Origin of the sequence: Pseudomonas sp. 8AS, from assembly GCF_902506505.1 — a bacterium.
In the GTDB taxonomy this organism is placed as follows: domain Bacteria; phylum Pseudomonadota; class Gammaproteobacteria; order Pseudomonadales; family Pseudomonadaceae; genus Aquipseudomonas.
Map to the genome: position 1 here is coordinate 2170108 of NZ_LR733406.1, position 14073 is coordinate 2184180.

A 14073-nucleotide genomic window follows, 5' to 3' on the forward strand; every position below is an offset into this window, starting at 1 on the left:
ACCAAAATGGCGCCGTGCGACAGCCGACGAATGGCCCGGCGAACCGGCGAGAAAACCACTCCGCAGAAAAAAACTTCAAGCAGGGTGTTGACTTAGCTCGGGCAGGTGCGTAAATTTCGCCACCTCGCAAGGCTACTCGGGTGATTAGCTCAGCCGGGAGAGCATCTGCCTTACAAGCAGAGGGTCGGCGGTTCGATCCCGTCATCACCCACCAGTCTCTTGCGAGAACCGACGCGCAGCGGTAGTTCAGTCGGTTAGAATACCGGCCTGTCACGCCGGGGGTCGCGGGTTCGAGTCCCGTCCGCTGCGCCATATCAGGGAAGCCCTCAGCTCGCAAGAGCTGGGGGCTTTTCGCATCTGGCGAAAAACTTTTCGCCGTCATCGCATTGTCATCGGGAATCTTCAGGCTGTTGGCATGGTCTTTGTTTCAACCATGGCGTAACGACAGGAGATAGCCCAATGGATGATTACGTAGAAGAACTGCTCGATTGCCACGCCGATGAGCGTGATCCGGCAGAGCCAGCCGAAGACGCCACCGAGCTGTGAGAACCTGTTTACGATCTGCTGCGCGTCGGCCATACGGCGTTAAAAATGACCTCGGGATGCTCATTTACAGCTCGTAAACTCCGCTCCCTCGGCCATTTTTGCCTTGTCTGGCTCTAGCTCGCGAAATCGTAAAAAGGTTCGGGCTGTTTAGGCCTGCAGGCGCTGGCTGCGGCGGAACTCTCCCGGAGTCTGCCCGCTCCAGCGCTTGAAGGCGCGTTGAAAGGCCTCTGCCGAGGCAAACCCCAGCAAGTATGCAATTTCGCCGAACGCCAGTTCGGTATCCCTGATATAGGCCATCGCCAGATCGCGGCGGGTGTCGTTGAGAATCGCCCGGTACTGCGTGCCTTCTTCCGCCAGCTTGCGGCGCAAGGTCCATACGGGCAATTGCAGGCGCGTGGCCACTTCCTGTAGATCCGGTTCCCGACCGTGCAGCAGCGGTCCGAGCAGGCGGGCGATGCGTTCGCTCAGGCTGCGCGTGCGGGTCAGCTGGTCCAGTTCCCGTTCGCACAGCGCCAGCAGTTGCTGCCAGGTGCTCGGGCAGTGCGCCAGGCCGCGCCCGGCAAGGGTCGGTTGCTCCAGACGCAGCTGGTTGGCGCCGGCAGCGAACTCCACCGGGCAGCCGAACAGCTCGCTGTAGCGCTCGGCGTAGCTGGGTGCGGGGAATTCGATCTCGACCCTTTCCACTTTCAGGGCGGCGCCGCCGAGCTGGCTCAGGTGGCTGTACCAGCCGGCCAGTACCGAGTCGACCACGAAGCGGTTGTAGGCGTTGTACGGGCTGATCGAGTAGAAGCGCAGCCAGGCGCCGCGGCTGTCCTCGTGGAAGCTCGACTGGCCGCGGTAGTTGTGCGCGTACAGCGGCTCGAAGCGGGTCAGGGTGCGTGCCGCTTCGCGCAGGGTCGGGGCCTGGGCCGCCGTGATACCGGCCAGGCCGAGTTGGCCGAGCTGGCTCAGGCGGCCCATGGCCAGGCCCAGCGCCGGGTCGTCGCACAGCTGCATGGCGGCGTGGCCCAGGCGCATGTAGCGCGGGATCGACAGGCGCCCCTGGGGTTCGGCCATGCGGGCGGCGTCCAGGCCGAACTGGGCGAGCAGGGGCTGCGGGTCCTGGCCTGCTTCGCGCACGGCGGCGATCAGGCCGTGGATGAAACCCACGGACAGGTCGCCCAGGCGCACGCGCTGGTTTTTCATGGGGCGATCCAGAAATTCAGCAGCTTGCTGTGGCTGTCCGGCGAGGCGGCGGTGAGTTGCAGCCGCAGGTGGTCGGTTTGCAGTGGCCACAGGCGGCCGCGCAGGACGGTCACGCCGGTCGCGGTGCCCTGCTGGCGCCGCAGGCTGACCGTCTCGATCAGCGGGCCGCTGCCGCCGTTGCCGCGGGTGCTGAGCCGGTCGTCGCCCAGGACCTGCTCGAAGGTTTGCGGGGCGGCGCTACTGGCGAGCAGGGTCTGGCTGCGCGCCGGGCCGAGGATGCGACCGTCGGCGGCAAAACTCAGGCCGAAATCGTGCAGTTCGCCGTGGCCGGTGACGATGCGCCCGTCGATCAGGCGCGGTTCCGGCAAGGTGATGCTGCCGGCGTGCAGGGTCAGTGCGTGCTTGCGCGCCAGCTGGGCGAACAGCTCGAGATAGTCGTCCGCCGCCTGCTGGGCTTTCATGCGCAGCAGCAGTTCGTCGAGCGAGGCCGCTTCGCTGAACCACCAACTGCGCAGCAGCTTCAGGGGATTGTTCAGCGCCAGCAGCGGGCGGGCTTCGCGCAGGCTGCGCGCAGCGTAGACCTGCGGCTTCTCGTCGCTCAGCAACAGCCAGGTGCCGATCTGGGCAGGCAGCACCACCACGGTTTGCGGGGTCAGCAGGCCGTTGTCGCGGGCATGCAGCAGGGCTCTGTCGAGCTTGTGGGCAAGCCGTGCGGGGCTGCTGTAGTCGCTGGGGAACAGGGCGGGGTTGAGGCTCAGCAGGTTGCCGTGCCAGCCGGCCGGCCCGCCCAGTTGCTCGATATCGCTGCGCAAGTCGGTGAGGTAGTGGCTGGGCGGGCTGTCGCGCAGCCAGAAGGCGTAGGCGCCGGCGAGGCCGAGCAGGAGGGCGGCGAGCAGCAGGGAGAGCGAAGTACGCATGGCAGTGATGATGATGGGTTCGTCGCTCAGGGTAGGGGAGTGGGTCGGCAAAGCCAAGTCGGGCTGCTCTTTTTGATCAATAAGTTGTCAGTTTCGATCATTGAGTGCCTGCCTGCCGCTCTTTATCTTCTGCTGCATAACCGACCGCAGTCCTGTTGAGACCGCGGCACCCCGTGAACTGTTCAAGCCTGCTCTGGAGAACTCCATGACCGCTCACTACCCGCACCTGCTGGCGCCGCTCGATCTCGGCTTCACCACCCTGAAGAACCGTACCCTGATGGGCTCGATGCACACCGGCCTGGAAGAAAAGCCAGGTGGCTTCGAGCGCATGGCGGCCTACTTCGCCGAGCGCGCCCGTGGCGGCGTCGGCCTGATGGTCACCGGTGGCATCGGCCCGAACGAGGAAGGCGGCGTGTACTCCGGCGCGGCCAAGCTGACCACCGCCGAGGAAACCGAGAAGCACAAGATCGTCACCCGCGCCGTGCATGAGGCGGGCGGCAAGATCGCCATGCAGATCCTGCATGCCGGCCGCTACGCCTACAGCCCGAAGTCGGTAGCACCGAGCGCCATCCAGGCGCCGATCAACCCGTTCAAGCCGCGCGAGCTGGACGAGGAAGGCATCGAGAAGCAGATCCAGGACTTCGTCACCTGCTCGCTGCTGGCCCAGCAGGCCGAGTACGACGGCGTCGAGATCATGGGTTCGGAAGGCTACTTCATCAACCAGTTCCTCGCCGCCCACACCAACCAGCGTACCGACCGTTGGGGTGGCAGCTACGAGAACCGCATGCGTCTGCCGGTGGAGATCGTCCGCCGCGTGCGTGAGGCCGTAGGCCCGAACTTCATCATCATCTATCGCCTGTCCATGCTCGACCTGGTCGAGGGCGGCAGCACCTGGGACGAGATCGTCCTGCTGGCCAAGGCCATCGAGCAGGCCGGCGCCACCCTGATCAACACCGGCATCGGCTGGCACGAGGCGCGTATCCCGACCATCGCCACCAAGGTGCCGCGCGCGGCCTTCACCAAGGTCACCGCCAAGCTCAAGGGCGAAGTGTCGATCCCGCTTATCACCACCAATCGCATCAACACCCCGGAAGTGGCCGAGCAGGTGCTGGCCGAAGGCGACGCCGACATGGTATCCATGGCCCGTCCGTTCCTCGCCGACCCGGACTTCGTCAACAAGGCCGCTGAAGGCCGCGGCGACGAGATCAACACCTGCATTGGCTGCAACCAGGCCTGCCTGGACCACACCTTCGGCGGCAAGCTGACCAGCTGCCTGGTCAACCCGCGCGCCTGCCACGAGACCGAGCTGAACTACATCCCGACCACCAGCGTGAAGAAGATCGCCGTGGTCGGTGCCGGCCCGGCCGGCCTGTCCGCCGCCACCGTGGCTGCCGAGCGCGGCCATAGCGTGACCCTGTTCGACGCGGCCGGCGAGATCGGCGGCCAGTTCAACGTGGCCAAGCGCGTGCCGGGCAAGGAAGAGTTCTTCGAAACCCTGCGCTACTTCAAGAAGAAGGTCGAGACCACCGGCGTCGACCTGCGCCTGAATACCCGTGTCTCGGTCGATGACCTGGCCAAGGGCGGCTTCGACGAAATCATCCTGGCCACCGGCATCGCCCCGCGCACCCCGGCCATCGAAGGCATCGACAACGCCAAGGTGATCAGCTACCTGGACGCCATCCTGCAGCGCAAGCCGGTCGGCCAGAAGGTCGCGGTAATCGGCGCCGGCGGCATCGGCTTCGACGTCTCCGAGTTCATCACCCACCAGGGCGAGGCCACCAGCCAGAACCGCGAGGCGTTCTGGAAGGAGTGGGGCATCGACACCGCGCTGGACGCCCGCGGTGGCGTGGCGGGCGTGCAGGCCCACCCGCACCCGGCGGCCCGTGAGGTGTTCCTGCTGCAGCGCAAGAAGAGCAAGGTCGGCGACGGCCTGGGCAAGACCACCGGTTGGATCCACCGCACCGGGCTGAAGAACAAGAACGTGCAGATGCTCAACTCGGTCGAGTACCTCAAGGTCGATGACGCCGGCCTGCACATCCGCATCGGCGAAGGCGAGCCACAGGTGCTGCCGGTGGATACGGTGGTCGTCTGTGCCGGCCAGGACCCGCTGCGCGAGCTGCACGACGGCCTGGTTGCCGCCGGGCAGAACGTGCACCTGATCGGCGGTGCCGATGTGGCCGCCGAGCTGGACGCCAAGCGGGCGATCAACCAGGGCTCGCGCCTCGCCGCCGAGCTGTAAGCAGCAACGCCCCGCCCAGTGCGGGGCGTTTGCTATGTGGCCGACAATAACAAGGAGAAACCCATGTCCACCGATCTTCACTTGCAACCGGCGGCCAGCGCCGCCCTGCAGCGCTGGCATCAGTTCATCGCCGCCAAGGATCTGCGCCAGCTGCCCGAACTGCTGCACCCCCAGGCGGTGTTCCGCTCGCCCATGGCGCACACCCCTTATCCCGGCGCGCCGATGGTCAATCTGATCCTCAATACCGTGCTGCAGGTGTTCGAGGACTTCGTCTACCACCGCGAGCTGGCCAGCGTCGATGGCTTGAGCGTGGTGCTGGAGTTCAGCGCCAAGGTGGGTGAGCGCGAGCTCAAGGGCATCGACATGATCCGCTTCGACGAGGCCGGCAAGATCGTCGAGTTCGAGGTGATGGTCCGGCCGATGAGCGGCCTGGCCGCCCTCGGCGAGGAGATGGGCCGGCGTCTGGCGCCTTTCCTGGCGGGAAAACCGGCCTGATTGTTCCCGACCGCATCACAGTTTCGCCCTGCCGATGGCCGTTCGCGGCCGCCTGGCGGGGTGACTGCCAACCCAATCACATTGCCCGCTTTGCATTTTCCCCTAGACTTGCCCGAGGCAGGGAGCAGTGCCTGTTTTACCGCTTTCGCGTGCCCAGGAAGAAGGCCCGCAAGACAGTAAGTATCAGCCTGGTGCCGCGAGGAACGTCATGAGCATGCAGAACAAGCCGCAGATGGTCGAAGCCGTGATGTTCTTCACCGAACAGCGCGGTGTCTGCAAGGAGATGTTTTTCCCCGAGTTCGAGGCCCTGCTCGATGGCGTGGTGAACCTGCCCGAGTTCGCCGACGAGCAGGTACGCATGGCCTACCTGCTGATCAACCCGCGCCTGATGATTCGCGCCGTGGTGTTCTTCTATCTGGACTTCGACGACAAGGGGGGCGCCGACAAGGGCTGGAACCTGCCGTTGCGCCATCTCGCCGACAATGCCGGACGCGGCCCGGACCTGGGCGCCGGGCCGATTCGCCTGGCCTGTCGCAGCCAGTGCCCGGTGTCCTGGCACCAGATGCACCTGTGGGACCCGAGCCTGGCTCCCGGCAAGAACGACTTGGTGCTGCTGCGCGACGCGGTCAAGCGCAATGCCCTGGGCATCCTGGTGGAGGACGACTCGGCCGCCGTGGTGCTGCCCGAGCGCCTGCACATGGTCGCCGAGGACAAGTGGCAGGCGCCCGATCCCGGACGCGATGCGGCCCAGCAGCTGGCGCTGCAGCAGGCCGAGCACAAGGACCAGGAGCATCGCCTGAAGACCGCCCAACTGATCAAGCAGCAGCGCCTGCGCATCAGCACCCTGGGCAAGCAACACGAAGAGGAGCTGGCGCGCCTCAGGCTGGCCGGCGAGGAACAGCAGCGCGCCCTGCAGACCGAAGTGCACAACCTGCACCAGGCGCTGCGCCAGCAGGAAGAGCTGAATGCCAGCCTGAAGGAGCAGCTGAACGGCCAGGGCGATATCCTGCAGAAAAATCGCGAGGAAATGACCCAGCAGCTGCGCGCCCTGGAGCGCCACGGGCGTACCGAGGTGGACATCCTGCGCTCGCAGTTCGAGAGCGAGCTGCAGGCCAAGGTCGCCGCGGCGGTGGCCGAATACAAGGAACAGGTGGCCGTGCGCGACGTCGAGCTGGCCTACCGCGGCGAGCAGGATGCGCAATTGCAGCAGGAGCTGGAGCGCCTCAAGCGCGAGCGCGACGAGTTCGCCAGCCAGGGCGGCGAGCAGATTCTCGAGCGTCTGGCCAAGCTCGGCGTGGTGTTCGTGGTCTATCACCCGGGCGCCGGCCACCTGACCATCCCGCTGCAGGACATTGCCCGTTACCAGGACAACCCGATGAGCTATGCCGCGGCCAAGTGCTTCGTTTCCGAGGCGCAGTACCGCCAGTGGCTGAGCCACTACCAGCAGCCGACCTGCGAGGCCAGCCTGCCTTCCGGTGCCCGCTGCGCCATACCGATCGACCGGGTGGAAACCCCCAGCCGCTTCATCATCGGCGACTCCAACTGCTGTGCCCGGCACAAGGCTGGCAGCCGTCTGCGTACCGTCGGCTAGTGCCGCTGCGTGTCCCGCACTGGGCGCCCGGCGCGCCCCTGCAGCCGTTATCCCTGCACTGGCTGAGTGCCGCCGCCGTCGAGGTCGCGGTGCTGCGCCTCGACCTGCTCGATCCGCTGGTTTCCGGCAACAAGTGGTTCAAGCTGCAGCCGCACCTGCACGCCGCCTCAGCCGCCGGGGCTGAGGGGCTGATCAGTCTGGGCGGGGCCCACTCCAATCATCTGCATGCCCTGGCCGCCGCCGGCCGGCGTTTCGGCTTCACCACGGTGGGGCTGCTGCGCGGCGAGCCGCAGGACACCCCGACCAGCCGCGATCTGCAGGCCCTGGGCATGCACCTGCACTGGCTGGGCTACGGCGGTTATCGCGCGCGCCATCGAGCGGACTTCTGGGCGCCCTGGCTTGCGCGTTATCCGCAGCTGCAGCCGGTGCCCGAGGGCGGCGCCGGGCTGGCGGCGGCGCAGTCCTGTGCCGCCATCGTCGAGCTGGCCCGTCAGCAGTTGGCGCAGCTGGGCTGGGCCGACTACCAGGGCTGGTGGCTGGCGGCCGGCACGGGCACCACCCTGGCCGGGCTGGTGCTGGCCGAGGGCGGTCGCCGCCCGGTGCACGGCGCCATGGCCGTACCCGCCGGGCACGGTGTGGAAAGCACCGTGGCCAGGTTGCTGGGTGAGGCCGGTCAGGCCGCCGCCGGCTATCGTCTGCTGGATGCCAGTCGGGGCGGCTTCGCCCGGATCGACGATGAGTTGCTGGGCTTCCTGCTGGCCACGGAAGCCGAGGCCGGCGTGCCGCTGGAGCCGGTCTACACGGCGAAAGCGCTGCTGGCATTGCGCCGCGAGGTTGAGGCCGGTTACTTTGCGCCAGGCACCCGTCTGTTGTTCCTGCACACGGGTGGGCTGCAAGGGCGCCGGCCCGTGGTGCAGCGCCTGCAGGAACTGGCTGGGCGCTGAAACGTGGTGCCGGCAAGCATAATTGAAGGATAGGTTCTGATGAGCGAGCCCCTGAACCCCGAGCAGTTGCGCAGTTTCACTCCGCTCAATGTGCTGTCCGAGCAGCAGTGGCGGGAGTTGCGCAGCCAGCTGGTGCCGCAGCATGTGCTGGCCGGGCAGCTGCTGTTCCGTCAGGGTGACCAGGCCCGCACCACCTATTACCTGCTTTCCGGCGAGCTGCTGCTGCGCGCGGCGGATGGCCAGGAAGAGCGTCTGCAGGCCGGCACGGCCGCCAGTTGCCACCCGCTGTCGCCGAGCCTGCCGCGTCTGCATGAGGCGCGGGCGCTGAGCGATGCCAGCGTGCTGGCGCTGGACAGTGCCACCCTGGGACGGCTGCTGACCTGGCGCCTGGCCTACCAGGACCTGCTGCTGGAACTGTCCGGCAATGGCGAAGACAGCGAATGGCTGGAGCGCCTGCTGGAGAGCCCGCTATTCGCCAAGGTGCCGCCGGCCAACGTGCGCGAGATGCTCGAACGCCTGCACCCGATCGACCTGCCGGCCGGTAGCCGGGTGCTGGTCGAGGGCGAGACCGGCGACTGCTGCTACTTCCTCAAGAGCGGGCGCGCCGAGGTGATTCGCGGTGCCGACAGTGCCCGCCAGGTGCTGGCCGAGCTGGATATCGGCGCCTGCTTCGGCGAGGAGGCGCTACTCTCCGACCTGCCGCGCAATGCCAGCGTGACCCTGCTGGAACCCGGCGTGGTGCTGCGCCTGGATCGCCAGGATTTCTTCGCCTTGCTCAAGGCGCCGGTGGTCGACGAGGTGTCCTTCGGCGAGGCCGCGCGGTTGCTCGGCAGCGGCGCGCAGTGGCTGGATGTGCGCCTGCAGGAGGAGTACGAGCGCTCCCATGCCCAGCACAGCCTGAACATGCCCCTGCACCTGCTGCGCCTGAAGGCGCGCCTGCTGGACAAGGCCAGGACCTACCTGTGCTACTGCGACAGCGGCAAGCGCAGTGCCAGCGCGGTATTTCTCCTCTCGCAGCTGGGCTTCAGCGCCTACGCCCTGCGCGACGGCCTGGATGCCTTGCCGCCGGTCCAGCGCGATGCGCTGTTGTGCGAGAGCGGCCCCGGCTACCTGGCGCGCTCCGGCGGGCGCACCGAACGCAGTCACTGAGCCACAGGGCTGACGGCGGCTGCGGTGGACGTTCAGGCTGTGCCGGGTGGATCACGCCGGGCTTCTTCGCCATTGCGGCGATAGGTCGCGCTTGTCTATAGGGAGGCGCGGCTCGGCCAGTCGTCACTGACCAGGAAGGCCCGCTCGGCTTCCCGCCAGTCACCCTCGATTCCCGGCTGCAGGCGCACCAGCAGTTGCGCGGGGGCGTCGGCGGGCAGCTGCCGCAGCCAGTCGGCCAGCTGCTCGGCGCTCCACAGCTGATCCGCCTCCAGGCGTGCCGGCGCCAGCCAGGCCTGGCGCGGCAGAAGCTGCCAGTGTGCAGTTTTATCCTGCTCGGTGAAGTCAGCCCATTCCCGTCGATGCAGCCAGCGTCCGCGCAGATGCCGCGAATCGGCGCCGGCAGGCGCATGGCAGGCGCTTGCCCAGGGGTAGAACAGGTAGCCGCTCAGCCACATGCCGGGGCGCGGCGGTTCCTGGCAGATGCCGGCCAAGGCGCTGTGCGCCTGGGCCGTTGCCGATAGCGGCAGCTGGTGCCCGGCCATGTGCTGCAGCTTGAGCCCCAGGCGGTCCTCGCTGGCCGGACCCAGCCAGTGACCGGGATCTTCGCCGGGGTGGCGGCGTGGCCCGAGGTAGAACTTGATCGCCAGTTCCAGGTGATGCACGCCGTCAGCATCGCGCAGCAGCAGATCCAGTTCGCCGAGGGTCTTGCCCTGGGCGCGGATTGGCAGGTTGGCGCCCAGCAGCTGCACATCCGGCGCCGCCTGCAGGGCGAATTGCCAGAGGCGTTCGTAGTAGCGCCCCAGGCGGCTGGAACCGCCGGCGAGAAAGTGCAGCAGGGCGCTGCTATCCCGTTCCTGGCGCAGCAGCCAGTCGCTCAGCAGCCGCGGCTCGGCCAGCCAGAGGCTGGCGGCCAGCGGGTGGCGCAGCGGCAGCTGCGCGTCGGCGTGCAGCAGCGGCGGGGCGAGCAGGCTCCAGGCCAGGTCGCGTACCTGGGGCTGGCGCAGCTGGCCGAGCAATTCGTCGAGTAGGGGCAGGCTGTTCATTTGCCGAGCATAGCCGAGGCCGGTTTGCCGCTGTGCCGGCCTTTCGCCCATAATCCGGGCATTCCTCCCGTTGCAGAGCGCCCCATGGAGCAATTTCGCAATATCGGCATCATCGGTCGTCTGGGCAGCTCCCAGGCGCTGGATACCATCCGCCGCCTGAAAAACTTCCTGCTCGAACGTCATCTGCACGTGATCCTCGAAGACACCATCGCCGAGGCCTTGCCCGGCCACGGCCTGCAGACCAGCTCGCGCAAGCTGCTGGGCGAAGTCTGCGACCTGGTGATAGTGGTCGGCGGCGACGGCAGTATGCTTGGCGCCGCGCGCGCCCTGGCCCGCCACCAGATCCCGGTGCTGGGCATCAACCGCGGCAGCCTGGGCTTTCTCACCGACATTCGTCCGGACGAGCTGGAAGTGAAGGTCGCCGGGGTGCTCGAAGGCAACTTTCTCGAAGAGAGCCGCTTCCTGCTGGAGGCCGAAGTGCGCCGCCACGGCGAAGCCATCGGCCAGGGCGATGCGCTCAACGACGTGGTGCTGCACCCGGGCAAGTCGACCAAGATGATCGAATTCGAGCTGTACATCGACGGCCAGTTCGTCTGCAGCCAGAAGGCCGACGGCCTGATCATCGCCACGCCGACCGGCTCCACCGCCTATTCGCTGTCCGCCGGCGGGCCGATCATGCACCCCAAGCTGGACGCCATGGTCATCGTGCCGATGTACCCGCACACCCTGTCCAGCCGGCCGATCGTGGTCGACGGCAACAGCGAGCTGAAGGTGGTGGTGGCCGCCGACCTGCCGATCTACCCGCTGGTCTCCTGCGATGGCCAGAACCACTTCACCTGCGCGCCCGGCGACACCATCACGGTGGCCAAGAAGCCGCAGAAACTGCGCCTGATCCACCCGCTCGACCACAACTACTACGAGGCCTGCCGCACCAAGCTCGGCTGGGGCAGCCGCCTCGGTGGGCAGGACTGACATGTACCTCGACCCGGCCCGCGGCTACGACCTGATCGGCGATGTGCACGGCTGTGCGCATAGCCTGGAGCGTCTGCTGGCCCAGCTGGGCTACCAGCGCCAGGCCGGCGTCTGGCGCCACCCGCGGCGCATGGCGCTGTTTCTCGGCGACATCATCGACCGCGGCCCGCACATCCGCGAGGCGCTGCACCTGGTTCACGACATGGTCGCTGCCGGCCAGGCGCTGTGCATCATGGGCAACCACGAGTACAACGCCCTCGGCTGGGTCACCCCGGCGCCGGAGGGCAGCCGCCGGCAGTTCGTGCGCGAGCACACGCCGCGGCACAAGCGCCTGCTGCAGCAGACTCTGGAGCAGTTCGAGGGCCATCCCGGCGACTGGCACGACTTCCTCGCCTGGTTCTACCAGTTGCCGCTGTTCATCGACGCCGGGCGCTTCCGCCTGGTGCATGCCTGCTGGGACGGCGGGCTGATCGAGGGGCTGCGCAAGCAGTACCCGGACGGGCGCATCGACCCGGCCTTCGTCCAGGCCTCGGCGGTGCCCGGCAGTTTCGCCAACCGGGTGTTCGAGCGCCTGCTGCGCGGCACCGACATGCGCCTGCCCCAGGGCCTGACCCTGACCAGCGAGGAGGGCTTCAGCCGCGCCTTCTTCCGCACCAAGTTCTGGGAAGACAACCCGCAGACCTACGGCGATGTGGTGTTCCAGCCCGATGCGCTGCCCGAGGACGTGGCCAGCCTGCCGCTGACCCCGACCGACAAGGGCCGCCTGCTGCAATACGGCCCGGACCAGCCGATGCTGTTCGTCGGCCACTACTGGCGCCGCGGTCGCCCGGCGCCGATTCGCGCCAACCTGGCCTGCCTGGACTACAGCGCGGTGATGGCCGGCAAGCTGGTGGCCTATCGCCTCGACGAGGAACAGCAGATCGATGCGGACAAGTTCGTCTGGGTCGAGGTCGATCCGCCGGAGGCGCCGCGATGAGCGCCGTGGCGGCCCTGCGCCGGCCGCTGGGCGAGGACCTGAGCGGCTTTATCGCCCTGTTGCGCCAGCTGCGGGTGCCGCACCGGGTCAGCGAGGAGTCCGGCGAGCAGGTGCTGTGGGTGGCCGACGAAGCCCAGGCCGAAGGCGTGCGCGGGCTGTTTCAGCGCTACCCGCAGGGCGACGGGGGAGGGACGTTACCCGCAGGCGAGCAGCGCTCGTCGCGCCCGGGCATCCTCAGCCAGCTGCGCGCCAGCCCGCTGACCGCGCTGATGCTGTTGCTCACCCTGATCGTCGCTGCGCTGACCGGGCTGGGCGGCAACCACGCCACCATGCACTGGCTGACCTTCCAGGACTACCGGATCGCCGGCCAGTACGCCTACTTCACGCCATGGCAGGACAGCCTGCAGGCCGGGCAGTGGTGGCGCCTGGTCACGCCGATGCTGATCCACTTCGGCTGGCTGCACCTGGCCATGAATGGCATGTGGTACTGGGAGCTGGGGCGGCGCATCGAGGCGCGCCAGGGCGGCCTGTTGCTGTTCGGCCTGACCCTGGTGTTCAGCCTGCTGTCCAACCTGGCGCAGTTCGGCTTCGGCGGCGCCGGCCTGTTCGGTGGCCTGTCCGGGGTGCTCTATGGCCTGCTCGGCTACTGCTGGATCTTCCAGCTGCTGGCGCCGACCCCGGCCTACGCCCTGCCGCGCGGGGTGCTGGCGATGATGCTGATCTGGTTGCTGGTGTGCCTGAGCGGCGCCATCGACCTGCTCGGTTTCGGCGCCATCGCCAACGCCGCGCATGTCGGCGGCCTGCTGGCCGGATGTGCCGCTGGCCTCTTGGGCGGTGCGCTGGCGCGTGCGCGCCGGTAAACTGGCCGCCTGTTTCCGTGATTTGCTGTTGGAGTTGCCGATGTCGTCCTTTGCCGAAATGATCGAAAACATCACCCCCGAGATCTACCAGAACCTGAAACTGGCGGTGGAAATCGGCAAGTGGCCGGATGGCCGCAAGCTCAGCCAGGAGCAGAAGGAGCTGTCGCTGCAGGCGATGATTGCCTGGGAGGCGCAGAACCTGCCCGAGGAAGAACGCACCGGCTACATGGGCGAGCAGGCCTGCGAGTCGCATGCCGAGCCGATCCCGAACCTGCTGTTTAAGTCCAACGACACGCTGCACTGAGAACGCTTGATGAATGAGTTAGGGCGCGGTGCGCTGAGCAAGATGGCGGCGCGCCTGGAGGCGCCGGTACAGTACAGCTTTCGCCTGGACGAGCGGGAAATACCGGTCAATCCGCTGCTGGGCCAGCGCATCCGCCTGGAGTTCCTCGGCGCCATCCATTGCAGCCACTGCGGGCGCAAGACCAAGAAGAGCTTTGCCCAGGGCTACTGCTACCCCTGCTTCACCAAGCTGGCGCAGTGCGACAGCTGCATCATGAGCCCGGAGCGCTGCCACTACGACGCCGGCACCTGCCGCGAGCCGCAGTGGGGCGAGCAGTTCTGCATGACCGACCACGTGGTCTACCTGGCCAACTCCTCCGGGATCAAGGTCGGCATCACCCGCGCCAGCCAGATTCCCACCCGCTGGCTGGACCAGGGTGCCAGCCAGGCGCTGCCGATCTTCCGCGTGGCCACCCGCCAGCAGTCCGGCTTCGTCGAAGACCTGCTGCGCAGCCAGGTGGCGGACAAGACCAACTGGCGCGCGCTGCTCAAGGGCGATGCCGAGCCCGTCGACCTGCCGGCGGTGCGCGAGCAGCTGATGAGCAGCTGCGCCGAAGGCATCACCGCGCTGCAGCAGCGCTTCGGCCTGCAGGCGATTCAGCCGGTCGGCGATGTCGAAGTGGTGGAAATCCGCTACCCGGTCGAGGCCTATCCGACCAAGGTGGCCAGCCACGACCTGGACAAGACCCCGGTGGTGGAAGGCATCCTCAAGGGTATCAAGGGCCAGTACCTGATCCTCGACACGGGCGTGATCAACCTGCGCAAATACACGGCCTACCAGGTCGCCGTACTCACCGAATAAGAGGCCACAAGC

At 67.4% G+C, this 14073-nt stretch carries 14 protein-coding genes and 2 tRNA genes; 12 read left to right on the forward strand and 4 right to left on the reverse strand.

Features of this window, described 5'->3' with window-relative positions; genetic code table 11:
- Positions 1-138 precede the first annotated feature (138 nt).
- Positions 139-214 (forward strand) — tRNA-Val (locus GV001_RS10160).
- A 21-nt stretch (positions 215-235) separates the two neighbouring features.
- A tRNA-Asp gene (locus GV001_RS10165) sits at positions 236-312 on the forward strand.
- Between the two features lie 90 nt (positions 313-402).
- Here GV001_RS10165 and GV001_RS10170 read toward each other — a convergent pair.
- The 3 genes from GV001_RS10170 to GV001_RS10180 form a co-directional block, all read right to left on the reverse strand.
- Positions 403-579, reverse strand: a complete 177-nt coding sequence (locus tag GV001_RS10170; protein WP_160079503.1) for a hypothetical protein — start codon at positions 577-579, stop codon at positions 403-405.
- 114 nt (positions 580-693) lie between these two features.
- Positions 694-1731, reverse strand: coding sequence for an AraC family transcriptional regulator (locus GV001_RS10175; RefSeq protein WP_160079504.1), 1038 nt, complete (start codon positions 1729-1731; stop codon positions 694-696).
- Complete coding sequence (locus GV001_RS10180) at positions 1728-2705, reverse strand: hydrolase (protein WP_160079505.1); 978 nt, start codon at positions 2703-2705, stop codon at positions 1728-1730. The genes GV001_RS10175 and GV001_RS10180 overlap by 4 nt, the downstream gene beginning before the upstream one ends.
- 148 nt (positions 2706-2853) lie before the next feature.
- Here GV001_RS10180 and GV001_RS10185 point away from each other — a divergent pair, with 148 nt between their 5' ends.
- The 5 genes from GV001_RS10185 (at position 2854) to GV001_RS10205 (ending at position 9066) form a co-directional block, all read left to right on the forward strand.
- On the forward strand, positions 2854-4887 hold the full coding sequence (locus tag GV001_RS10185) for an NADPH-dependent 2,4-dienoyl-CoA reductase (RefSeq protein WP_160079506.1): 2034 nt from the start codon (positions 2854-2856) through the stop codon (positions 4885-4887).
- Positions 4888-4950: 63 nt separating this feature from the next.
- Positions 4951-5382, forward strand: coding sequence for a nuclear transport factor 2 family protein (locus tag GV001_RS10190; protein WP_160079507.1), 432 nt, complete (start codon positions 4951-4953; stop codon positions 5380-5382).
- 208 nt (positions 5383-5590) lie between these two features.
- Entirely contained in the window at positions 5591-6973 is a 1383-nt protein-coding gene (locus GV001_RS10195) for a chromosome partitioning protein ParA (RefSeq protein WP_160079508.1), read from the forward strand.
- The gene (locus tag GV001_RS10200; protein WP_160079509.1) at positions 6973-7917 is read left to right on the forward strand and encodes a 1-aminocyclopropane-1-carboxylate deaminase/D-cysteine desulfhydrase; all 945 of its coding nucleotides are present in this window, start codon (positions 6973-6975) and stop codon (positions 7915-7917) included. Before GV001_RS10195 ends, GV001_RS10200 begins: the two co-directional genes overlap by 1 nt.
- A 39-nt stretch (positions 7918-7956) precedes the next feature.
- Positions 7957-9066, forward strand: a complete 1110-nt coding sequence (locus tag GV001_RS10205) for a cyclic nucleotide-binding domain-containing protein (protein ID WP_160079510.1) — start codon at positions 7957-7959, stop codon at positions 9064-9066.
- A gap of 95 nt (positions 9067-9161) precedes the next feature.
- Here the strand turns inward: GV001_RS10205 and GV001_RS10210 are convergent, their stop codons facing one another.
- Positions 9162-10109 (reverse strand): DUF1853 family protein, encoded by a 948-nt coding sequence (locus tag GV001_RS10210; RefSeq protein WP_160079511.1) that lies wholly within the window; start codon positions 10107-10109, stop codon positions 9162-9164.
- 84 nt (positions 10110-10193) lie between these two features.
- Here GV001_RS10210 and GV001_RS10215 point away from each other — a divergent pair, with 84 nt between their 5' ends.
- The 5 genes from GV001_RS10215 to GV001_RS10235 are packed head-to-tail and all read left to right on the forward strand — an operon-like array spanning position 10194 to position 14061.
- Positions 10194-11081: an NAD(+) kinase gene (locus GV001_RS10215; RefSeq protein ID WP_160079512.1), complete on the forward strand. Its 888-nt coding sequence runs from the start codon at positions 10194-10196 to the stop codon at positions 11079-11081.
- Position 11082: 1 nt separating this feature from the next.
- Positions 11083-12057: a metallophosphoesterase gene (locus tag GV001_RS10220; protein ID WP_160079513.1), complete on the forward strand. Its 975-nt coding sequence runs from the start codon at positions 11083-11085 to the stop codon at positions 12055-12057.
- Positions 12054-12917 (forward strand): rhomboid family intramembrane serine protease, encoded by an 864-nt coding sequence (locus GV001_RS10225; RefSeq protein ID WP_160079514.1) that lies wholly within the window; start codon positions 12054-12056, stop codon positions 12915-12917. The genes GV001_RS10220 and GV001_RS10225 overlap by 4 nt, the downstream gene beginning before the upstream one ends.
- 40 nt (positions 12918-12957) lie before the next feature.
- Complete coding sequence (locus tag GV001_RS10230) at positions 12958-13221, forward strand: YeaC family protein (protein ID WP_160079515.1); 264 nt, start codon at positions 12958-12960, stop codon at positions 13219-13221.
- A gap of 9 nt (positions 13222-13230) precedes the next feature.
- A complete protein-coding gene (locus GV001_RS10235) occupies positions 13231-14061 on the forward strand; it encodes a DUF2797 domain-containing protein (protein WP_160079516.1) in 831 nt (276 codons plus the stop codon).
- The last annotated feature ends 12 nt before the right edge of the window (positions 14062-14073 follow it).